Origin of the sequence: Lentzea atacamensis (assembly GCF_003269295.1) — a bacterium.
GTDB classification, from domain to species: domain Bacteria; phylum Actinomycetota; class Actinomycetes; order Mycobacteriales; family Pseudonocardiaceae; genus Lentzea; species Lentzea atacamensis.
The window spans coordinates 230,599-250,777 of record NZ_QLTT01000004.1 but is presented as its reverse complement, the minus strand read 5'-3'; the positions used below and the strand labels follow the sequence as shown (position 1 = coordinate 250,777).

Sequence of the window (20,179 nt, the reverse complement as noted above, 5' to 3'; positions counted from 1 at the left end):
TCCACTACTACCGGCCCCGGGCTCGGCTCAGCAACCGCCGCAGTTGTAGTACAGGACGTCCCAGTGGTTCGACTCGCGGTAGTAGATGTTGCCGGAGCCCGACCGCCACTTGTTGCCGCCGATGGACGTGAAGGTCCGGGTCACGTAGTTGTTGAGGCAGGTCGACAGTGAGAAGTCGAGCTTGTAGCCGTTCCAGTGCGAGTAGGTGCCCGACGCGTGCCCGGTCTCGGTGCCACCGGTGACGTTGAGCGCGCAGCCCGACGCCCGCTTGAGCGTCTTGGCTCCCGCGATGCTCATCTGGTTGACCTGTTCGAACGAGGTGCAGTTCGGACGGTTGCGGTCGCTGCAGCCGCCGCTGGACGACCAGGTGATCCCGGCCGCGCGCAGCTGCGCGGTCGCCTGCGAGTGCGTGTACTTGGCGGGGGCCGCCTGTGCGACCGACGCCCCCACCACGAGTGCGGCGAACATCGCGATCACCGCGGTGATCATGCGAACGAACATGCTCTTCTCCTTATGCCCAAACCGAAGTGCGGCGAAGCTAGGAAGAAGCGGTAAAGAGATGCCTAAATCGGTCTTTGGCCGATCTTTGGCGCGCTCGTGGACAGTCCCGGTCGTCACCAACAAGTCGATCGGAGCTACAACGATGCGCATTCGCCACGCCGTCGCGGCGACCGCCATTTCACTCGGGCTGCTGGGCGGCCTCAGCGGCGTCGCCCAGGCCGCGCCGGAGGGTCCCGCCGAGCAGGAGACCGCCATCTCGCAGGTCGAGGCGGCGGCCGGGTACGGGGGCGCGATCACCCGCACCGAGGTCATGAAGCGGGCGAAGGACTGGTGGGACCGCAAGATCCCGTACAGCCAGAGCGCCTACGCGTGGGACATCAACAAGGGCAAGAAGTACCGGACGGACTGCTCCGGCTTCGTCTCCATGGCGTGGAAGCTGACCACCAGCCGCAACACGTCCACTTTGGACGAGGTCGCCACGAAGATCACGTGGGGCGGGCTCAAGCCCGGCGACATGATCCTGCGCAACGGCCACGTGAAGCTGTTCGAGAAGTGGGCCGACTCGGCGCACACCGTCGCGTGGATCTACGAGGAGGGCAGCACCGCCACCGACATGGACCACGAGAAGGTGTCGATCTCCTCGCTGAAGAGCGGCGGCTACGCGCCGTGGAAGTACAAGAAGATCACCGGCTGACCAGCCGGTGCCACCGAGTGCGCCACTGGTGAACTTCCCCGGCTTCACGGGTGCCCAGTCGCGTGAACAGCTCGGCGGCCTCACCCCAGCAGCGGTCCGCGCCCGCACCTTCCCCCAGGCGGGCGTGGACCGCACCGAGGTCTCTGAGCGTCCGAGCCCGCCACAGCGGCAGGCCGAGATCGGTGAACGACGCCAGCGCCTCGGTCAGCACGATCCGCGCGCCGTGGTGGTCGCCGGCCGCGAGCCGCAACTCTCCCAGGGTGCGGCGGACGAGCGCCTCACCGAACCGGTCGCCGACGTCGCGGCAGCCGTTCATCGCGGTGCCGAGGAGCTCCTCGGCCGGGTCGAACGAACCCTTGCGCAGCAACACCTTCGCCCACGCCTGGGCGGTGTAGCAGCCGAGCAGCTCGTCCCCGGTGCCCGCGACCATCTCGTGGGCGCGCACGATGTGCTCCTCGGCCAGGTCCAGCTCGCCGCGGGCGCGGTGCACCAGCCCGATCCCCCGTGCCGCCAGGGCTTCGCCCCTCCTGCTCTGCGCCGCGCGGTAGGTCGTTTCCGCCAGCGTGAGGGTGCCCAGGGCTCCCTCGTCGTCGCCGAGTTCTCGTTTGACGGAGCCGATTCCGTAGAGCGCGTGACCGACTCCCTCGGTGTCGTGCGACTCCAGGAGCTCGCGGGCCCTGCCGAGCGCCTCCAGTGCGCACGGGTACTCACCGAGATCACGGCACACCATGCCGATGCCGTTCATCGCGACGGCCTCACCGCGTTTGTCGCCCAGGTTCACGAACAGCGTCTGCGCGGTGTCGAACCACGACCGCGCTTCCACCAGGTTGTCACGCTTGTAGTACATCTGGCCGAGGCTGCAGCGCAGCACCGCCTCCAGCCTCAGATCCCCCGTCTTCCACACGGCCTCCAACGCCGCCGTGTGTGTTCGTTCCCAGGCCTCGTACCGGTTTCTGAGCCCGAACCAGGCGAACACCAGCACCTCGGCGAGCTGGGACGCGATCTCCGCGAGCCCGAGCTCCGCCGCACGTTCGACGAGCCTGGTCAGCAGGCTCTCCTCGCGCGCGAACCAGGCGTCCTTGTCGGTGGGCCGCGCGGCCGTCGCGACGATGCCGAGGGAGTCCTGCATGCGCGGCACCGCGAGGAAGAGCTGTTCGGTCAGCCCGTCCACAGTGGACAGCGCGGCGACCACGGCCCTGCGGACGAGATCCTCGCGTTCCTCTTGCGGGTCCTCGGCTTCGGCGAGCTCACGGGCGTGCAGCCGCACCAGCTCGTGCATCCGGTACCGCGCGCTGCCGATGACGTCGAGCAGCCGCGCGTCGACGAGCTGGTCGAGCACGTCCTCGTCGAGCAGGTGCATCCACAGGAAGCTCGGCACCTCGGGCAGCCCGAGGAACCCGAAGATCCGGTACGCGCTACGGGCGTTCTCGTCGAGCGCCCGATACGTGAGCTCCAGGCTCGACCGCACCGCCAGGTCGTCGGCGACCAGCTCGTCCAGCCTGCTGCGCTCGTCGGCGAGCCGTCTCACCAGCTTCGACACCGGCCAGTGCGCCCGCCCGGCCAGCCGCGCGCCGGTGATCCGCACCGCGAGCGGCAGGTACCCGCACAGCCGCGCCACCTCGTCGGCCTGGTCGGGTTCCGCGGAAACCCGGTCGTCGCCCAGGATCCGTCGCAGGAGCGTGACCGCCTCGTCGCTGCTCAGCACGTCCAGCGGAATCCGCCGCACACCTTCCAGCCCGCACAGCCGGCTGCGGCTCGTGATCAGCGTCAGGCAGCCTGGGCTGCCCGGCAGCAGCGGCCTGACCTGCGACACGCTCGTGACGCCGTCCAGCACGATCACCACGCGCCGCCCGCTGACCGTCGCCCGCCACAGCGCCGCGCGTTCCTCGGCCGACTCCGGAATCCGCGCGCTGGGCACGTCCATCGCGCGCAGCAACGAGTCCAGCGCCCCTGACGGCGAGTGCAGGTCGACGAACAGCTGCCCGTCCGGATACCGGTCCGCGAGCCGGTGCGCCGCGTGCACCGCCAGAGCCGACTTGCCGACACCCGCCGGTCCCTCGATCCACCAGACACCGCCGTCGCTGTCGAGGAGCCTGCTGAGCTCCCGGTCGCGCCCGGTGAAGTCTCCGGCATCGCGCGGCAGGTAGTTGCGCCGGCTGTCCCGCGCGCCCTCCAGCACGTCGCGGTAGAGCTGCTGGAGCTGCTCCCCCGGCTCGACGCCCAGTTCGTCGACCAGCACCCTGCGCGTCTCGCGGAACACCCGCATCGCGTCCGCCCGGCGCCCGGCCCTGGCGAGCGCGGTCATGAGCTGGCCCCTGAGCCGCTCCGCCAGCGGGTACTCGCTGACGAAGGCCCCGAGCGGGTCGACGACCTCGGAGTGCCGCCCCAGCGCGAGCTCGGCGTCGGCCCACGCCTCCGCAGCCGCGAGCCGTTGCACCTCGAGCGTCTGCGCGAACACCACCGGCGTCCCGCGCCACAGCCCGAGCGCCTGGTGGAGCGTCTCGGCCTTGACCTTGAGGTCGGCCTCGTCCCCGGCGTCCGCGACCCGCCTGCGGAACAGGTGCAGATCCACGCTCTCGGGCTCGGCGTTGAGCACGTATCCCGCCGCCCGGTGCTCGACCGGCAACCCGGCCCGGCGCAGGCTGCTGATGTGCACCTGCAGCGACTTGCGGGCCTGCGGAGGCGGCTCCTCACCCCAGATGAGGTCGATGAGCCGGTCGACGGGCACGATCTTCCCGCACTCGACAGCCAGGACCGCTAGGATCTGCGCGGGCTTCGGCGGCACCGCCGGTTCGATCGGCCCCAGAATCCTGATCTCCACTGCGCCCCCACCAGTGTTGAAGATTCACCATGTTCTGCGCGGAATAGCCAAACTTTGGCGCACCCCGGGCGTACGCGGTTCCACTTTCCGGTGAAGGCCACTCGAATGGACGCAGATCCGGATGCAACCAGACCAGAGTTCACTCCGTCCAGCCCACTTTGAGTGGGCATGAATGTGAACTTCCGTCTCGCTTTCACAAGCTCGCTTTGAGCCTGCCGAACTCCTCCGCGAGCGCCGGCAACTGCCAGTGCGCGTTCAACCCGCTCGGATTGGGCAACAACCACACCCGCGCACCGCCCACGGTGTCGTCCTGCGGCCCCACCTGTGCTTTCTTGCGCCCGAACGCCGCCCGGTACACCGTCACACCGAGCACCGCGAGAACCTTCGGTGAATACCGCTCGACTTTTTCGGCGAGCTCGGCCCCACCCGCTTTGAGTTCGTCAATTGTTAATTCGTCGGCTTTGGCGGACGGCCGCGCGACGACGTTCGTGATGCCGAGTCCGAGCGGGAGGAGCTCCAGCTGCTCGGCCGGCGCGAAGAGCCGCGGCGTGAAACCGGACAAATGCAGGGCGGGCCAGAACCGGTTTCCCGGCCGCGCGAAGTGATGGCCGGTCGCCTCCGACACGAGGCCGGGGTTGATACCGCAGAAGAGCACTTCCAGCCCTGGCTTGATCACGTCGGGAATCACGCGATCAAGCCTACGGTGTCCGGGTGACCGGTCTCCCGATCCTGTTCCTCGACGTCGACGGCCCGCTCCTCCCGTTCGGTGACGGAGTCGCCGGAGAACCCGGACTCACCCGCCTGGCCCCTCTGCACGGCCCGTGGCTCGCCGCCCTGCCGTGCGAGCTCGTGTGGGCGACGACCTGGATGGACGACGCGAACGAACACCTCTCGCCCCTGCTCGGCCTGCCGCGGCTGCCAGTCGCGAACTGGGCGGACGACCCGGAAGCCGAAGCGCAGGACACACACCTCGGCCTGCACTGGAAAACCCGCGGGCTGGTCACGTACGCCGGAAACAGGCCGTTCGCCTGGGTCGACGACGAGCTGACCGACCGGGACCGCGCCTGGGTGGCCCACCATCATGGCAAAGCCCTGCTGCACAGGGTGAACCCGCGCCACGGCCTGACGGACGCCGACTACCTGGAGCTGGACGCCTGGCTCCGCCTCACCCGTGGTTGATCGAGAACCCCAGGATCACCGCCGCCATCACCACGACGTGCCCCGGCGCGAGGTCGTCAGCCGAAGCGTCCCCACCGCCCCCGTGCCCCCGGTACCGCCCACCGCCCGCCTTCTCCGGATCCACGTCCTCGATGTGCACCACGGACCCCAGCCGCACCAGCGCGGCCTCGGCGTACAGCTCCGCCTTCCGGCGCGCGGCCGCGACGGCCTGCCTGCGGGCCTCGGCGCGCAGTTCCGCCTTGCCCGACACGTCGAACTCCACCCCGGCGATCTCGTTGGCGCCGGCCGCGACCAGGTCCACCAGGAGCGGCTGCACGTCGTCGAGGTCGCGCGTCTCCACCGCGAACGTCGCCTCGCACTGGTAGCCGAGGAACTCCCGCGGCGTGCCGTAGGTGTGGGAGCTCTGCAGGTCCAGGTGGGAGCGTTCGACCGCCGCGTCGGGCACACCGTGGCCGCGCAGCACCTGGCGCACCGCGCCGATGGCCTCGCTGGCGGCGGCGAACGACTCCGACGGCGTCTGTTCCACGCGGCTCACCTTGAACCTGACGCGGACCAGGTCCGGGCGCGCCTTCACGTCCGCCGCGCCGAAGACGGTCACGCCCCAGGGTCTTTCCACCATCTGCGAGTTCAGCATGGCGGAGATCGAACCACCGGGATCTAGGACACCGCAGGCACTCGGGGCCGCGGCGTCCACATGGTGTAACCGGCCCGGCGCGCATCCTCCGGCGAGTGGAAGAACGCGTCGCCCTTCATCCGCTTGTAGTAGGGCGACTCCGGGGTGTGGAACATCATCGTGCGCGAGTTCGCCTTGATCGCCGGCGCGGACGGCACCGGCTCCTCCATGATCGACAGCGGCGCGCCGGCGACCTCGGGTGCATCGGGACGCGCGCGCATGGTCAGCCACGTCAGCAGCACGCCCGCGAGGAACGCGCCCGCGCACAGCAGGAACATCTGGATGAAGAACCCGAACAACGAACGCTCCTAGCCCGTAGTGAAGTCCTCGTCGACGCGCAGACCGGGAACGGCCGAGTGCAGGGCGTCGCTCAGCATCCCCGCGCGCTCCGGGTCCGCCACGCGCGCCGACGCGGTCAGGTGTCCTTTGTGGACGACGCCGGTGAACTCGGTGACGTCGTGGTCCAGCACCACCCCCAGCAACGACGCGGCGGCGGCCGGGGATACGGGCATCCGTTCGCCCGCGTTGGGGGTGATCATGTCGGTGACGCGGTGGGCGGCGGTCAGCTCGCGCACGGCGTCGACGACCTCCTGCCGTTCGACGGCGGTGCCCGCGGTGCCGGCCAGCACGATCTCGGACGAGCGCACGGCGAACACCAGGTGGCCGGGCTCGATCTCGGCGACGGGACGGAACGCGGTGCCCACCGAGGCGAGCAGCACCGGCACGACGAGAGCGCCGACGAAGACGCGCTGCGATAGCTGCACGCGCCTGACCTATCTCATTCGGACGAGCCCATGCCACCACCTGGAGCAGAACTCCCAGGACAACACGCCCGAATTCACCCGTTCGTGGAGATCACCACGGGCACTCCGGACGCCACCAACCGCCAGTCCGACCGGGTGAACGCGGCGGGGTCCAGCACGCCTGCCGCCTTGACCCAGTCGATCAGCAGCTGACGGATCTCCTGCTGCTGGTTGTGCAGCACGGGCGCGGACGCGATGTGCGGGAAGTCGCCACCGCCCGCCTGCCGGTAGTTGTTGACGGCGACCGCGAACTCGAACGAGTCCGAGACCGGGACGCCGTCGTAGGCGAGCCCGACGATCCGCGACCCCTCCGGCTGAGCGATGTCGATGCCGTAGGTCAGCGGCGCGGACAGCCCGTAGGCGATGTCGAAGTTGTAGTCCGGCACGTCGGCCGACACCTCGGCGGCGGTGAAGGGGCCGGGCCCGGAGACCTGCCGGAAGTACCGCGCGGACTCCTCCAGGAAGTCGCGCAGCTGAGCCCCGGTCATCCGCACGCCCAGCAACGTGTTGTCGAAGATGTAGAGCCCGGCGACGTCGCGGATCGACACCTCCCCCGCCGGAATCGCCGCCGCGCGGTTGAACGGCGCGCACAGCGAGATCACCGGCAACGACGTGGACTTCGCGACTTCCAGCGCCTGCACGTGGTTGATGAAACCGAGAGCGGGCGTGTCCTCGAACCGCGACCGGGCGGCCGACATCGCCTCCAGGCACGTGCCGATCCGCGCGTTGACGTACGTGACGACCTTCTCGTGGTCACGCCGCAGCAGCCGCACTATCCGCGGGTCCTCGTCCACGGAAGCGGACGACAGCACGGAAGAGCGCGATCCCACGAGCTCCCAGCGGGAGTCGACCTGGAGGTCGAACTCCATCAGCGACAAACGCTTGCCCCAGAACAACGGCTCGGTCAGCAGCACCGGCCGGCCCGTCACCTTGTTCGTGACGAACCGCTGCGGGATCTCCACGTGCGCGTGCCCGACCAGAATCGCGTCGATGCCCGGCACGGTCTCGGCGACCAGTTCCGCGCAGTTCTCCGGGAACGGCACCTGATCCCCCAGAGACGACGAGAGATCGGCGCCCGAATGTGCCGCCACGATCACGAGATCGGACTTGGCCCGCACCTCCGGCACCCAGTGCAGCGCCTGTTCCACGAGACCGGGAAACGTCAGCAGACCCTCGACGACCGCGCGGTCCCACACCGCGATGCCGGGGTTGGTCAGGCCGAGGATCCCGACCCGCAACGGCGGCCCGCCCGTGCGCCACACGGTCTTGACCACGTACGGCGCAAAGGCCGGCAGGCCGGTGGAGACGTCGATCGCGTTGGCCGCCAGCAGCGGGAAGTCCAGCTGCCGCTCGAACATCCGCAGCACCTGCAGCCCGTAGTTGAACTCGTGGTTCCCCACCGCGGCCGCCGTGTACCCGATGGCGTTCATCGCTGCCGCCATCGGGTGCACGTGTGCGCGCGTGATCGGCTCGACCTTCGCGTAGTAGTAGGCGAGCGGCGTGCCCTGGATGGTGTCACCGGCGTCGAGCAGCAACGTCCGATGCCGCCCCACGTCGTCTCGCACTCCGGACACGAGCGTGGAGATCTTCGCGAGGCCGACGTCGTTGTGCGCGTAGTCGTCGAACTCGCGGTCCAGGTAGTAGTCCCAGTTGAAGAGATTGCCGTGCAGGTCAGTGGTGCCCATCACCGTCAGCGTGAACGTGCGCAGACCGCTCACCTCCGGTTGTGGTCGGGCATGCTTCCGACCATAACCACTCACGCTTGACCCGGTAACTATCTGGTTGGAGGGGCCTGCTGGTTCCGCTGACCGCGTTGACCAGGCTCGACCACGTTCGACGCCACCGTTTTGCCGTCCTCTGTGGTGGCGATCACCGTCACGGTGTCACCCTTCTCGACACCTTCGGCCACTGTGCCGGCGTCGATCACGTAGGTCTTCGTGTAGCCGTCGGTCGACTTCACCTCCAGCGACGTGTCGCTGATCGACGTGACCTCACCGGTCTGGAACTCGCCGTGCGTGGCCGTGCCGGAGCCGAGGCCGAGAAAGGGCCCGCCCTGCCGCCCTTCCGGCGGCACCCCGCCCATGCCACCGGGGCCATGCCGGTCTGCTGGCCCGTGCCGCCTGCTCGGGTGCGCCCCACTCCGGGGGCTGTTGTTCGGTCATGTCAGCCACCGTGGCGGCGCAGTCTGCGCCGAACCTGTGCCGGGCGTAGGCCTGAGCTGTGCGCGGCGCTCACAGCTGGTACACAGGGTCGGCGTTCACGATGGGAGCCATGCGCGCGATGAAGACCGAACTCCGCAGGCCGGACGGGCAGCCCGTGCGGGTGCTCGTGGTGGACGACGAGTCCACTCTGGCCGAGCTGATGTCGATGGCGCTGCGGATGGAGAAGTGGGACGTCCGCACGGCTCTCGACGGCCAGTCGGCGGTGCGGACGGCACGCGAGTTCCGGCCGGACGTGGTCGTGCTCGACGTGATGCTGCCGGACTTCGGCGGTTTCGAGGTGCTGCGCAAGATGCGCGCGGACTTCCCGGTGTTGCCGGTGCTGTTCCTGACCGCGAAGGACGCGGTGGAGGACCGCATCGCCGGGCTGACGGCGGGCGGCGACGACTACGTCACCAAGCCGTTCTCGTTGGCGGAGGTCGTGTTGCGGCTGCGCGCACTGCTGCGCCGCACCGGCGTGACCGACGCGGACGCGGGCGCCCGCCTTGTCGTCGGGGACCTGTCGCTCAACGAGGAGACGCGCGAGGTGTCCCGCGGCGGCGACTCGATCGACCTGACGGCGACGGAGTTCGAGCTGCTGCGCTACCTGATGAGCAACCCGCGCCGGGTGCTGAGCAAGGCGCAGATCCTGGACCGGGTCTGGAGCTACGACTTCGGCGGTCAGGCGAACATCGTCGAGCTCTACATCTCCTACCTGCGCAAGAAGATCGACGCCGGACGCGCTCCGATGATCCACACGATGCGAGGCGCTGGCTATGTCCTCAAACCTGCGACCTAGAACGCTGCGCGCCAAGCTCGTCGCCGGCCAGATCGTGCTGCTCACCGCACTGTGCCTGGTGATCGGCGGAGTCGCGGTGCTCGCGCTGCACGCGTTCCTGATGGGCAACCTCGACCGCGAGATCACGAACCTCAAACCACCGCCGCCCGGTTCACCCTACGGCGCCCCCGGTCTCAACGCGATCATCCGGCCCGACGGCACCATCCAGGGCACGGTCGAACTGCCGGGCTGGCAGGAGCCGCGCCGGCTCACTGCCGAGGAGATCTCCGCACTCGCGGCGGTGCCGTCCGGCCCGCACACGGTCGACCTCGGTGAGGTCGGCGAGTTCCGCGTCGTCACCGATCGGATGATGAGGATCAAGGGCCTGCCGCTGGCGCCCGTCATGGACGTGGTGTGGCAGATGGTCTGGATCCTCGCCGCGCTCGTCGTCGCGGGAGCGGCGGCCGTGGCACTGGCGGGCCGGGTGATCGTGCGGCGCGCACTCGTGCCGCTCGACCGCGTCGCGGACACCGCGACGCGGGTGTCCGAACTGCCGTTGCACGAAGGAGAGGTTGCGCTCGCCGAACGGGTGCCGGACGAGGACACCGATCCGCGCACCGAGGTCGGCAAGGTGGGACTGGCGCTCAACAAGATGCTCGGGCACATCGGTGACGCGCTGAAAGCCAGGCACGACAGCGAAACGCGTGTGCGGCAGTTCGTCGCGAACGCCTCGCACGAGCTCCGAACACCGCTCGCAGCCATCCGCGGGTACGCCGAGCTGACCCGGCGCTCCGCCGAGGAGGTGCCACCACAGGTCGCGCACGCGATGGGCAGGGTCGAGTCGGAAGCGCTGCGAATGACCTCGCTGGTCGAGGACTTGCTGCTGCTGGCCCGCCTCGACGCGGGCCGTCCGCTGGAGAGCGAGGACGTCGACCTCTCGCGGCTGGTGCTCGACGTCGTCGGTGACGCGCGGATCGCGGGTCCCGGCCACAGCTGGAAGCTCGCGCTGCCGGAGGACCCCGTGATCGTTCCGGGCGACGTGCAACGGCTGCACCAGGTGATCGGCAACCTGTTGTCCAACGCCCGCACGCACACCCCGCCGGGCACCACCGTGACCACCGACCTGTCCGTCCACAACGGACGGGTGGACCTGACCGTCACGGACGACGGACCGGGCATCCCCGAGGGCCTGGAGGTGTTCGAACGGTTCGCGCGCGGGGACTCCTCGCGGTCGCGGGCGGCGGGCAGCACCGGGCTGGGGCTGTCGATCGTGGCCGCCGTGGTCGGTGCGCACGACGGTGAGGTGTCCGTGGAGAGCGTGCCCGGCCGCACGACTTTCGCCGTTTCCCTGAGGACGTCACGGCGCACAGGTCGTTCACAGCAAGAGCACACGACCGACCCAGGGTAGGCCGCGAATCTCGTCCGCATGAGACGAGAACGCCTGGCGCTGGCGGTCCTGCTGGTCGCGACCGCCGCGCTGTACCTGTGGCCGCTGGGTGACTCGGGCTGGGCCAACGCCTACTACTCGGCCGCCACCCAGGCCGGTGCGACGAGCTGGAAGGGTGGCGGCGAACTTCAAGGCCGTCACGGCAGGCGGTCAGACCATCTACGACCTGACGGCCGCGGGCTGAGCCTCAGAGGCGGCCGGTGTCAGCGGGGAGCGCCTCCCCCGGCACCGGCCCTTCGACCGCTGTCTCCTCGATCCACAGCAACGGCAGCAGGTCCGCACCCCTGCGCCACAGCCACGGAATCCCCTTCACCACGAGCCACGCGACGTGGTGCCACACCGTGAGCTCGCGACCGCCGGAGCACTCCAGGCTGACCTCGCCGACCGGGTGCCCGAGAGCGCGCAGCTCACCGGCGAACGCCTGCGCCAGCATCCGGTGGCCGCGCTCGGACGGGTGCAGCCGGTCCACGGCCCACGTCTCCAGCTCGTAAGCCCCCGGCAGCGTGTGGAGATCGACACAGCGGACGCCGTGCCGTGCGACGACGACGTCGATCACGCGGTTGTACTCGTCGATGCGATCCTTCAGCACCCGCCGCATCCGTCCGGGCAGCTTGAACACGCGGCCCTGGTCGTGGAACCGCACGGTGACCACGGAAGCCCCGGCTGCGGTGAGCTCGCGGCAGATGTGGTCGAGGTCCTCGTACATCCGCCGCACCGAGAAGTCCGACCGGAGGGTGTCGTTGACGCCCGCGATGACGACGGCGGCACTGGGCCTCTCCCGCAGTGCCTGCGGCAGCTGGGTGCGCCGGACATCCGCCAGCCGCGCGCCGGAGACGGCGTGGTTGCGATAGCCGTTGCCGCCGAACGCGGACGCGAGGATCGGGCCGAAGCCGCGCCAGCCGCCGGGAACGAGGTCGCCGATCCCGACCGCCGTCGAGTCACCGAGTAGCACCAGCACGCGACTCAGCATCAGCGTGCCCGGTGATCCCGGAATGACCGCGCGGGAACGGTTCAGCGAAATGCAGGGTAAAGCGCGAGTTCGAGCACCTCGGCGCCGTAGCGGTCGACCAGTGCGCCGACCACCGCGTCCGCGTGCGAGGCGACCGTCTTCTCACCCAGGATCAGCGCGTCGGACCGCAGCCTGACCCACCGGCCCGCCAGCACGACACTGCGCGGTGGCGCGTTGTCGCCGCTCGGCATCGGCTTGGAGAGCGCCCGCCACGTCGCGAGCCACACCCACAGCAGCTGGGCTTCGAGCAGGCGCGGTAAGAGCACCGCGTCGTCGTCCATCTCGGGCCACACCGACCCGACCTCGGCGCGCCACGCGGCGACCATGGCCTCGGACATGCCCGGCGGCAGGCCCCACCCGCACCAGCAGGACGGGAACGGCACGCGCAACGCGGCCGCGTCGAACACGATGTCGCGGACACAGCCGCCCTCGAAGTCGACGAACCGGACACCGCGCGAGGTGACCAGGTGGTTGTCCGGACAGGACGTCGACGGGCTGAACGCACGCCGCCTCGACGAGCTGAACGACCGTGCGGCGTCGGCGGCGAACTCGGTGGCCTGCGGGGAAGTCTCCACCCCCAGCGTGGACCCGAGCAGCGCCGGTAACCCGGCGATGGCCGCGTGCACGTCGACCGCGATCGGGTCCTGGCAGCACTGCGCACCAGCCCGGCGCATCAACGCGTCGAAGTCCGCGTCACGGCCCGCTGTGGTGGCGTGCAGGCGGCCCATGGCGTGTGCCCACGACAACAGGCCACGTTCCGCGGCGCGCGCGTCGCCCGAATGCAGCTTCTCGGACAACCGGGGCGCACGGCCCAGGTCTTCCAGCACGACCAGACGCGACGTCGCGTCGTGGGCGAACAGTTCCGGCGTGGCGCGCTCTTCCGCGGGCAGCGCGGTGAGGAGCTGGTGGCTGACGGCCTCGTGCGCCCACGGGTCGCGGTCGCCGCTCGCGGCCGGATACCGCTTCACGACCAGGGTGCGGGGCATCGAGAACGGCGAGGACGCGACTCTCACCCGGATGACGACGGAACGACCGGTACCCCCGAGAGCCTCGGGGTCAGCCAGGCGCACCTGTGCGCCCAGTCGCTTGGTCAGTACCCGCTCGGCCGCGTCGACAGCTTCGACGATCTCGGGTGAAGTCGTCTCGGGAGGGCCCGCGGTGATCTCCACGCTCATCCCCTCCGACCCTACTCCCCATGTCCGTGAGCCGGACCGACGCTAATCCGGCCAGGCTGCGACTACCACCACTCGTTGATAACGGCTCGCGCTGTTTCCGGATCACCCCTTGGACAGTGGACGTGTGGAAACACCATCCGTTGCCCTGCGCCTGCGGATCAACAGGACGAGCGAAGCGGCCGCGACAATACCGATCAAGTTGATGCCCAGCTGGGCAACAGCAGGTCCCACTCTGTCCCACACTCCGAGAACAGCGGCCAGCGCAGCGTAGCCCGCCGCCGGCACCGTGGTGACCGAGATGAACACACCGACGAGCGCCGCCGACTTGGCCGACGTCATCGACAGCATGCCCGCCGCACCCGCCAGCAGGGCGACGATCAGCGAGAACGGTCCGAACTCGTAGACGAAGTCGACCTGGTGACCGTTGAGCAACGACGCCCGGTCGAACAGCCCGCCGAGCTCACCGAACCACGTCAGCGCCGACGTGATCACCATGGCCAGCGGGAAGCCGATCACGAGTGCCATAGCCGCCCGCTTGACCAGGTCCATCCGTTTCGCCACGAGGCCGACCGCGATGGCGGCGAGCGGCCCGAACTCCGGACCGACGACCATCGCGCCGACGATCGTGACCGGAGAGTTCGTCGCGACGCCCACCGCCGCCAGCAGGCAGGCGATGGTGAGGAACGCCTGGAAGGTCACGCTCGGCCGGGACTCCTCGCCGGACTTCGCGATCAGCTCCTCCCACACGATCACGTCCGAGCCCTCGCCGGGAGCGTTCTCCTCGGCGCGGTCGGCGTGGTCGGACAGCGAGGTGTCGATCGTTTCGATCGTGACACCACCGGTGTGGTCGATGTGCAGGTCGCACAACGCGATGACGATCTCGTCGACCGCCTCCCGCGCCACGTCGGCGGTGATCAGATCACCCTCGGGATCGATCGCCGCGCCACGCAGGACCACCAGGTGGGTGGCTCCTGCGTGGTCGCGGAGGATCGTCAGCGCGGCTTCGGTCTGGTCTGCCGGGCAGACCACCCTGAGCCGCAGCATTACGCCTTCTGGTCGGGCTTGGCGTCGACGCCGGCTTCCTTGCGCTGCTGCGGCGTGATCGGCGCCGGAGCCGCGGTCAGCGGGTCGTAGCCGCCACCGCTCTTCGGGAACGCGATGACCTCGCGGATCGAGTCGTAGCCGCCGATCAGCATGGCGATGCGGTCCCAGCCGAACGCGATGCCACCGTGGGGCGGGGCGCCGTACTTGAAGGCGTCGAGCAGGAAGCCGAACTTCTCCTGCGCCTCCTCCTCGGTGAGGCCCATGATGTTGAAGACCCGCTGCTGCACGTCGGCGCGGTGGATACGGATCGAGCCGCCGCCGATCTCGTTGCCGTTGCAGACGATGTCGTAGGCGTACGCGAGCGCGTTGCCCGGGTCCTCCTCGAAGCGGTCGATCCACTCCGGCGTCGGCGAGGTGAACGCGTGGTGCAGCGCGGTCCACTTGCCGCTGCCGACCGCCACGTCGTCGCCGATGTTCTCGACGGCCTCGAACAGCGGCGCGTCCACGATCCACACGAACGACCAGGCGTTCTCGTCGATCAGGCCGACGCGCTGGGCGATCTCGTTGCGCGCGGCGCCGAGCAGCGCGCGGGCGCCGTTGCGGTCACCGGCGGCGAAGAAGATGCAGTCGCCGGGGTTCGCGCCGACCGCCTTGGCCAGGCCGTCGCGCTCGGCGTCGGTCAGGTTCTTGGCGACCGGGCCGCCCAGCGTGCCGTCCTCGCCGATGAGCACGTACGCGAGGCCCTTGTGGCCGCGCTGCTTGGCCCACTCCTGCCAGCCGTCGAGCGTGCGGCGGGGCTGCGAGGCGCCACCGGGCATGACCACGGCACCGACGTACGGCGCCTGGAACACGCGGAACGTCGTGTCCTTGAAGTACTCGGTGAGCTCGGTCAGCTCGAGGTCGAAGCGCAGGTCCGGCTTGTCCGTACCGTACTTGGCCATGGCCTCGGCGAACGGGATGCGGCGGATCGTGCCGATCTCGTGGTCCGCCAGCTCCTTCCACAGCGCCTTGATGACCTTCTCGGCCAGCGCGATGACGTCGTCCTGCTCGACGAAGCTCATCTCGATGTCGAGCTGCGTGAACTCCGGCTGCCGGTCGGCGCGGAAGTCCTCGTCGCGGTAGCAGCGCGCGATCTGGTAGTAGCGCTCCAGGCCACCGACCATGAGCAGCTGCTTGAACAGCTGCGGCGACTGCGGCAGCGCGTACCAGGAGCCGGGACGCAGCCGGGCGGGCACCAGGAAGTCGCGCGCGCCCTCCGGCGTGCTGCGGGTCAGGGTCGGGGTCTCGACCTCGACGAACTTCTCGGCGTGCAGGACCGTGCGGGCGATCCGGTTCGCCTCGCTGCGCAGGCGCATGGCCTTGGCCGGGGCGGTGCGGCGCAGGTCGAGGTAGCGGTGCTTGAGGCGGGCCTCCTCACCGACCTCCAGGTGGTCGTCGACCTGGAACGGCAGCGGCGCGGCCTCGTTCAGGACCTCGAGCTCGGAGACGTAGACCTCGATGGCACCGGTGGCGAGGTCGGGGTTCTCGCTGCCCTCCGGACGCCTGGACACCTCGCCGGTGACCTTGACGACGAACTCGGCCCGCAGCTTGTGCGCGCGCTCGGCCATCTCGCCTTCGCGGAACACGACCTGGGCGACACCGGAGGCGTCGCGGAGGTCGATGAAGATGACACCGCCGTGATCACGCCGGCGAGCGACCCACCCGGTGAGGGTGACGGACTGCCCGGCGTGCTCGGCCCGGAGTGATCCGGCCTCGTGCGTGCGCAACACGGTGGTGGCTCCTTGTAGACGAAGTCAGCTTTGCCGTCAAGGCTAGCCAACGGCACCGACGGATTCTCACGCAGGGCTTTCACGGGCGGAAGTGATCTAGGTTCGCTAGCTTTTCCGCATGCGGATCCCGGTGGCCGTCTTCGGCATGCTCGTGATGTTCGTGGTCGCCGTCGGCGTGCTGTTCTTCGGCATTCTCGGCTTCACACCGGTGCAGGCGTGCACGGGCGCGTGCTACGCGCCGTTCATGATGGCGACGGTCGGCACCATCGTCATAGGGCTGTCCGCGACCTTCGCGACGTGGTTCCGCGCGTTGCGAGAGCCGCGTGCCTACTGGCCGTGGATCGGTGCCGCGCTGATGGTCGTCCTCTACCTGGCGTCGCTCTCGGTGGCGGAACAGGTCCTCTGAACGAAAAGGCCGCGGCGACAGCCGCGGCCTTTTCAGACGGTGCTAGCTCACGCGGAGGGCGCGAGGTACAGCAGGCGGTTCGGCGAACCGGAACCGGGGTTCGTCACCTTCGACGGCGTCGACTGCGCGATCAGGTAAGAGGCGACCTGAGCCGGCGTGGCCGACGGGTTGCTCTGCAGGTACCGCGCGGCCGCACCGGCGACGTGCGGGGTGGCCATCGAGGTGCCCGAGATGGTGTTGGTCGCGCTGTCACCGGTGTGCCAGGCCGACGTGATGCTGCTGCCCGGCGCGAAGATGTCCAGGATCGAGCCGTAGTTCGAGTAGGACGCGCGGGCGTCGGTGCGCTCGGTGGCGCCGACGGTGATCGCCTCACCGACACGTGCCGGGGAGAAACCGGACGCGTTGGCGTTGGAGTTGCCCGCCGCGACCGCGAACGTCACGCCCGCCGCGATGGCGCGGCGCACGGCGTCGTCGATCGAGGAGTTGGCGCCGCCGCCCAGTGACAGGTTCGCCACGGCCGGCTTCCGGTGGTTGCGCGCCACCCAGTCGATGCCCGCCACGACACCGGCGAGCGTGCCGGAGCCGGAGTTGTTCAGCACGCGGACGCCGACGATGCGCGCGTTCTTCGCGACACCGTACTGCGAACCCGCGATGGTGCCGGCGACGTGCGTGCCGTGGCCGTTGCCGTCCTGGGCGACGTTGTCGTTGTCGACCGCGTCGTAGCCGTTGACCGCACGGCCGCCGAACGTGGAGTGGCTGATGCGCACGCCGGTGTCCACGACGTACACGTTCACCCCGGAGCCGGTGGTCGTGTAGCTGTAGGAGCTGTTCAGCGGCAGGTTGCGCTGGTCGACGCGGTCGAGCCCCCACGACGGCGGGTTCGTCTGCGTCGCCTGGGTGTGGATCACCTGGTCCTGCTCGACGTACTCGACCGACGGGTCGGCAGCGAGACGCTTGGCCTGCTTCTCGGTCAGCTTCACGTTGAAACCGCCGAAGCTGGCGTAGCTCCGCTCCACGCTCGCGCCGAAGCGGGAAGCCAGGGAGTGGGCGGAGGTCTTGCTGTCCTTCAGCTTCACGATGAAGCTGCCGGCGATCTTCTCAGGGGCGCCCAGAGAGCGGATCTCACCCTCGGCGGCGGACGCTCCCGGCGTCATCAGGACCGACGCGGCGAGGGTCGCCGCACCGGCACCGGCCAGGAACCGGATCTTTCGCGTCATGCTGCATTCCGTTCTTTGCAGGGGAACGAACACTTTCGACGCTAAGTTGCGACCCGGTTCCTGCCAAGGGTGTACTAAAGATTAAGACGCGGTTGTATTGCCGAACAATTCACTTTCACAGTGAAGGCGGCCAGTAAAGGATACGAGTGACGGGTGGTGTGCCGGGAGTGCCCGTGGTAACCAGCGCGCGCTCCACCTGTGCGGGAGTGGCGGCGCGGTTGAACTCCAGATAGCGGGCGGCGACACCGGCCGCGTGCGGGGCGGCCATCGAGGTGCCGGAGATGGTGTTCGTCGCGATGTCGCTCGTGTGCCAGGCGGACGGAATGCCGACGCCCGGCGCGAAGATGTCGACCAGCGGGCCGTAGTTCGACGACGACGCCTTGGTGTCGCTCGTCGTCAGCGCACCCACGCAGACAGCCTCGGAAACCCGTTGGGGCGACGAGTTCACGGGGCTGGTGTTGCTGCCGCCCGCGGCCACCGTGTACGAGACGCCGGACGCGATCGAACGGCGGACCGCGTCGTCCAGCGCCGCGGAAGCACTGCCGCCCAGCGACATGTTCGCCACGGCGGGCTTGACGGCGTTGCGCGTCACCCAGTCGACACCCGCGATCACGCCGGAGATCGTGCCGCTGCCGGACCCGTTCAGCACCCGCACGCCCCACACGGTCGCCTGCTTGGCCACGCCGTGCTTCGTGCCGGCGGCGATGCCGGCGACGTGCGTGCCGTGGCCGTTGTCGTCCTGCGCGATCGCGTCGTTGTCCACCGTGTCCCAGCCGTTGCGGGCACGGCCGCCGAAGTCGGTGTGCGACACCCGGATGCCGGTGTCGAGCACGTAGATGTTCACGCCGCGGCCGGTGCTCGTGTAGGAGTACTTCTGGTCCAGCGGCAACGCTCGCTGGTCGATCCGGTCGAGGCCCCACGGCGGGTTGAGCTGCGTGCCGTTCGCGTGCACGATCCCGTCACGCTCCACATGGGACACGTTCGGGTCGGCCTTCAGCGCACGCAGCTGCTGCGAGGTCAGCCGTGCGCTGAAACCGTTGAAAACACTGGTGTACCGGTGCTCGACCGCGCCGCTGAACGACGACACGGCTCCGTCACGCAGCACGACGATGTACGGGGATGTGGCCGCGGACGCCGGGGCGACCACGACCGCTGCCGCCAGGGCGACGACCGTCAGCAGGGCTCTCACGTGCGGACTTCCTTTCGGTGCAGGGGAAAACGGCCCCGGCTCGCAATGAGCCGGGGCCGCACATCTCACAGTGCCGTTCAGCTGGTCGGCGGCCAGTGCAGGAGCCTGGTCGTCGTGCCGGCACCGGGGTTGGTCACCTTGCCGTTGGTGGCGTTGGAGGTGATCGCGGCCGACACCTGCGCGGGCGTCACGTTGAAGTTGCCCTGCAGGTAGCGCGCCACCACGCCGGCGACGTGCGGCGTCGCCATCGAGGTGCCGGAGATGGTGTTCGTGGCGGTGTCACTGGTGTGCCACGCGGACGTGATGTCCCGGCCGGGAGCGAAGACGTCCACGACCGCGCCGAAGTTGGAGAACGACGAGCGCGCGTCGTTGCGGTCGGTCGACCCCACCGTGATCGCCGACGCGACCCTGGCCGGGGAGAAGCCGGACGCGTTGGCGTTGGAGTTGCCCGCCGCCACCGCGAACGTGACACCGCGCGTGATCGCGCCCGCCACGGCGTTGTCGAGCGAGGAGTTCGCGCTGCCACCGAGCGACATGTTGGCCACCGCGGGCTTGACGTGGTTGGACGCCACCCAGTTGATGCCCGCGACGACACCGGCGAGCGTGCCGGAGCCCTGGTTGTTCAGCACACGCACGGCGACGATGGTCGCCGCCTTCGCCACGCCGTACTGCGTGCCCGCGATGGTGCCCGCGACGTGCGTGCCGTGGCCGTTGCCGTCCTGCGCGACGTTGTCGTTGTCGACGAAGTCGCGGCCGTTCTTGGCGCGGCCGCCGAACGTCTGGTGGCTGATCCGGACACCGGTGTCGAGGACGTAGGCGTTCACGCCGGAACCGGTGCTGTTGTAGGTGTAGCGCTGGTCGAGCGGCAGGTTGCGCTGGTCGATCCGGTCGAGACCCCACGACGGCGGGTTGACCTGGGTGGCGGAGATGCTGAGAACCTGGTCGCGTTCCACGTAGTCGACCGACGGGTCGGCGGCCAGTCTGCGGGCCTGGGCGTCGCTCATCTTGACCGAGAAGCCCTTGAACACGGTGTCGTACACGTGGCCGATCTGACCGCCGAACCGTGCACCGAGAGTCGCGGCACTCGCGGTGACCCGGTCGTCCTTGAGCTTCACGACGAAGCTGCCGGCGATGTTGTCCGCGCCCTCGAACGTGCGGATCTCACCGGCCGCGGCGGTGGCGGGTGCCGCGAACGCGGCGATCATGACCGCCGAGCCGAGCAGGGTTGCTGTCTTGCGCATTGCGTAGTCCTGTTCGTCGCAGGGGTGATCAGGAA

At 69.4% G+C, this 20,179-nt stretch carries 20 protein-coding genes; 5 read left to right on the top strand and 15 right to left on the bottom strand.

Annotation, left to right across the window (positions count from 1 at the left end):
• Nucleotides 1-27: 27 nt before the first annotated feature.
• Nucleotides 28-501 (bottom strand): hypothetical protein, encoded by a 474-nt coding sequence (locus C8D87_RS20160; protein WP_109637426.1) that lies wholly within the window; start codon nt 499-501, stop codon nt 28-30.
• A 142-nt stretch (nt 502-643) separates the two neighbouring features.
• Between C8D87_RS20160 and C8D87_RS20155 the strand changes: the two genes are divergently transcribed.
• Nucleotides 644-1,195 carry an NlpC/P60 family protein gene (locus tag C8D87_RS20155; protein WP_109637424.1) on the top strand — a complete coding sequence of 184 codons (552 nt, stop codon included), beginning with the start codon at nt 644-646 and terminating at the stop codon, nt 1,193-1,195.
• Here the strand turns inward: C8D87_RS20155 and C8D87_RS20150 are convergent.
• Complete coding sequence (locus tag C8D87_RS20150) at nt 1,185-4,016, bottom strand: AfsR/SARP family transcriptional regulator (protein ID WP_109637422.1); 2,832 nt, start codon at nt 4,014-4,016, stop codon at nt 1,185-1,187. The genes C8D87_RS20155 and C8D87_RS20150 overlap by 11 nt on opposite strands.
• A gap of 193 nt (nt 4,017-4,209) precedes the next feature.
• Entirely contained in the window at nt 4,210-4,704 is a 495-nt protein-coding gene (mug, locus tag C8D87_RS20145) for a G/U mismatch-specific DNA glycosylase (protein ID WP_112227910.1), read from the bottom strand.
• Between the two features lie 23 nt (nt 4,705-4,727).
• Here mug and C8D87_RS20140 point away from each other — a divergent pair, with 23 nt between their 5' ends.
• Nucleotides 4,728-5,195, top strand: a complete 468-nt coding sequence (locus tag C8D87_RS20140) for an HAD domain-containing protein (RefSeq protein WP_112227909.1) — start codon at nt 4,728-4,730, stop codon at nt 5,193-5,195.
• Here C8D87_RS20140 and C8D87_RS20135 read toward each other — a convergent pair.
• The 5 genes from C8D87_RS20135 to C8D87_RS20115 form a co-directional block, all read right to left on the bottom strand.
• Nucleotides 5,182-5,829 carry an SIMPL domain-containing protein gene (locus C8D87_RS20135; protein WP_109637415.1) on the bottom strand — a complete coding sequence of 216 codons (648 nt, stop codon included), beginning with the start codon at nt 5,827-5,829 and terminating at the stop codon, nt 5,182-5,184. The two genes, C8D87_RS20140 and C8D87_RS20135, sit on opposite strands and share 14 nt — an antisense overlap.
• 23 nt (nt 5,830-5,852) lie before the next feature.
• The gene (locus C8D87_RS20130; protein ID WP_112227908.1) at nt 5,853-6,167 is read right to left on the bottom strand and encodes a sunset domain-containing protein; all 315 of its coding nucleotides are present in this window, start codon (nt 6,165-6,167) and stop codon (nt 5,853-5,855) included.
• 9 nt (nt 6,168-6,176) lie between these two features.
• Nucleotides 6,177-6,632 carry a hypothetical protein gene (locus tag C8D87_RS20125; RefSeq protein ID WP_109637410.1) on the bottom strand — a complete coding sequence of 152 codons (456 nt, stop codon included), beginning with the start codon at nt 6,630-6,632 and terminating at the stop codon, nt 6,177-6,179.
• Between the two features lie 74 nt (nt 6,633-6,706).
• On the bottom strand, nt 6,707-8,356 hold the full coding sequence (locus C8D87_RS20120) for a bifunctional metallophosphatase/5'-nucleotidase (RefSeq protein ID WP_112228253.1): 1,650 nt from the start codon (nt 8,354-8,356) through the stop codon (nt 6,707-6,709).
• A gap of 89 nt (nt 8,357-8,445) precedes the next feature.
• Complete coding sequence (locus C8D87_RS20115) at nt 8,446-8,754, bottom strand: hypothetical protein (RefSeq protein WP_112227907.1); 309 nt, start codon at nt 8,752-8,754, stop codon at nt 8,446-8,448.
• 188 nt (nt 8,755-8,942) lie between these two features.
• Between C8D87_RS20115 and C8D87_RS20110 the strand changes: the two genes are divergently transcribed.
• Both C8D87_RS20110 and C8D87_RS20105 read left to right on the top strand, forming a co-directional pair.
• Entirely contained in the window at nt 8,943-9,668 is a 726-nt protein-coding gene (locus C8D87_RS20110) for a response regulator transcription factor (RefSeq protein ID WP_325049691.1), read from the top strand.
• Nucleotides 9,646-11,055 carry a sensor histidine kinase gene (locus C8D87_RS20105; RefSeq protein ID WP_112227906.1) on the top strand — a complete coding sequence of 470 codons (1,410 nt, stop codon included), beginning with the start codon at nt 9,646-9,648 and terminating at the stop codon, nt 11,053-11,055. The genes C8D87_RS20110 and C8D87_RS20105 overlap by 23 nt, the downstream gene beginning before the upstream one ends.
• A gap of 226 nt (nt 11,056-11,281) precedes the next feature.
• On the opposite strand, the gene C8D87_RS20100 is transcribed toward C8D87_RS20105, so the two are convergent.
• The 4 genes from C8D87_RS20100 to aspS all read right to left on the bottom strand — a co-directional run bounded on the left by C8D87_RS20100 (nt 11,282) and on the right by aspS (nt 16,091).
• Complete coding sequence (locus C8D87_RS20100; RefSeq protein WP_233442211.1) at nt 11,282-12,052, bottom strand: SGNH/GDSL hydrolase family protein; 771 nt, start codon at nt 12,050-12,052, stop codon at nt 11,282-11,284.
• Nucleotides 12,053-12,105: 53 nt separating this feature from the next.
• Entirely contained in the window at nt 12,106-13,278 is a 1,173-nt protein-coding gene (locus tag C8D87_RS20095; protein WP_112227904.1) for a hypothetical protein, read from the bottom strand.
• A 102-nt stretch (nt 13,279-13,380) separates the two neighbouring features.
• Nucleotides 13,381-14,322 (bottom strand): DUF389 domain-containing protein, encoded by a 942-nt coding sequence (locus tag C8D87_RS20090; protein ID WP_109637400.1) that lies wholly within the window; start codon nt 14,320-14,322, stop codon nt 13,381-13,383.
• Complete coding sequence (aspS, locus tag C8D87_RS20085; RefSeq protein ID WP_112227903.1) at nt 14,322-16,091, bottom strand: aspartate--tRNA ligase; 1,770 nt, start codon at nt 16,089-16,091, stop codon at nt 14,322-14,324. The genes C8D87_RS20090 and aspS overlap by 1 nt, the downstream gene beginning before the upstream one ends.
• A 118-nt stretch (nt 16,092-16,209) precedes the next feature.
• Between aspS and C8D87_RS20080 the strand changes: the two genes are divergently transcribed.
• The gene (locus C8D87_RS20080) at nt 16,210-16,497 is read left to right on the top strand and encodes a hypothetical protein (protein ID WP_112227902.1); all 288 of its coding nucleotides are present in this window, start codon (nt 16,210-16,212) and stop codon (nt 16,495-16,497) included.
• A 47-nt stretch (nt 16,498-16,544) separates the two neighbouring features.
• Here the strand turns inward: C8D87_RS20080 and C8D87_RS20075 are convergent, their stop codons facing one another.
• The 3 genes from C8D87_RS20075 to C8D87_RS20065 all read right to left on the bottom strand — a co-directional run bounded on the left by C8D87_RS20075 (nt 16,545) and on the right by C8D87_RS20065 (nt 20,144).
• The gene (locus C8D87_RS20075) at nt 16,545-17,714 is read right to left on the bottom strand and encodes a S8 family peptidase (RefSeq protein WP_109637392.1); all 1,170 of its coding nucleotides are present in this window, start codon (nt 17,712-17,714) and stop codon (nt 16,545-16,547) included.
• A 115-nt stretch (nt 17,715-17,829) separates the two neighbouring features.
• Nucleotides 17,830-18,903: a S8 family peptidase gene (locus C8D87_RS20070; protein ID WP_325049690.1), complete on the bottom strand. Its 1,074-nt coding sequence runs from the start codon at nt 18,901-18,903 to the stop codon at nt 17,830-17,832.
• A gap of 77 nt (nt 18,904-18,980) precedes the next feature.
• Complete coding sequence (locus tag C8D87_RS20065) at nt 18,981-20,144, bottom strand: S8 family peptidase (protein WP_109637389.1); 1,164 nt, start codon at nt 20,142-20,144, stop codon at nt 18,981-18,983.
• Between the last annotated feature and the right edge of the window lie 35 nt (nt 20,145-20,179).

Excerpts from the sequence above, each read along its gene's own strand:
- C8D87_RS20075 (WP_109637392.1), bottom strand. The coding sequence starts at position 17,714 with ATGACGCGAAAGATCCGGTTCCTGGCCGGTGCCGGTGCGGCGACCCTC.
- C8D87_RS20090 (WP_109637400.1), bottom strand. The coding sequence starts at position 14,322 with ATGCTGCGGCTCAGGGTGGTCTGCCCGGCAGACCAGACCGAAGCCGCG.
- C8D87_RS20110 (WP_325049691.1), top strand. The coding sequence starts at position 8,943 with ATGCGCGCGATGAAGACCGAACTCCGCAGGCCGGACGGGCAGCCCGTG.
- C8D87_RS20135 (WP_109637415.1), bottom strand. The coding sequence starts at position 5,829 with ATGCTGAACTCGCAGATGGTGGAAAGACCCTGGGGCGTGACCGTCTTC.
- C8D87_RS20080 (WP_112227902.1), top strand. The coding sequence starts at position 16,210 with ATGCGGATCCCGGTGGCCGTCTTCGGCATGCTCGTGATGTTCGTGGTC.
- C8D87_RS20105 (WP_112227906.1), top strand. The coding sequence starts at position 9,646 with ATGTCCTCAAACCTGCGACCTAGAACGCTGCGCGCCAAGCTCGTCGCC.
- C8D87_RS20155 (WP_109637424.1), top strand. The coding sequence starts at position 644 with ATGCGCATTCGCCACGCCGTCGCGGCGACCGCCATTTCACTCGGGCTG.
- C8D87_RS20160 (WP_109637426.1), bottom strand. The coding sequence starts at position 501 with ATGTTCGTTCGCATGATCACCGCGGTGATCGCGATGTTCGCCGCACTC.
- C8D87_RS20115 (WP_112227907.1), bottom strand. The coding sequence starts at position 8,754 with ATGGGCGGGGTGCCGCCGGAAGGGCGGCAGGGCGGGCCCTTTCTCGGC.
- C8D87_RS20065 (WP_109637389.1), bottom strand. The coding sequence starts at position 20,144 with ATGCGCAAGACAGCAACCCTGCTCGGCTCGGCGGTCATGATCGCCGCG.
- C8D87_RS20120 (WP_112228253.1), bottom strand. The coding sequence starts at position 8,356 with ATGGGCACCACTGACCTGCACGGCAATCTCTTCAACTGGGACTACTAC.
- C8D87_RS20095 (WP_112227904.1), bottom strand. The coding sequence starts at position 13,278 with ATGAGCGTGGAGATCACCGCGGGCCCTCCCGAGACGACTTCACCCGAG.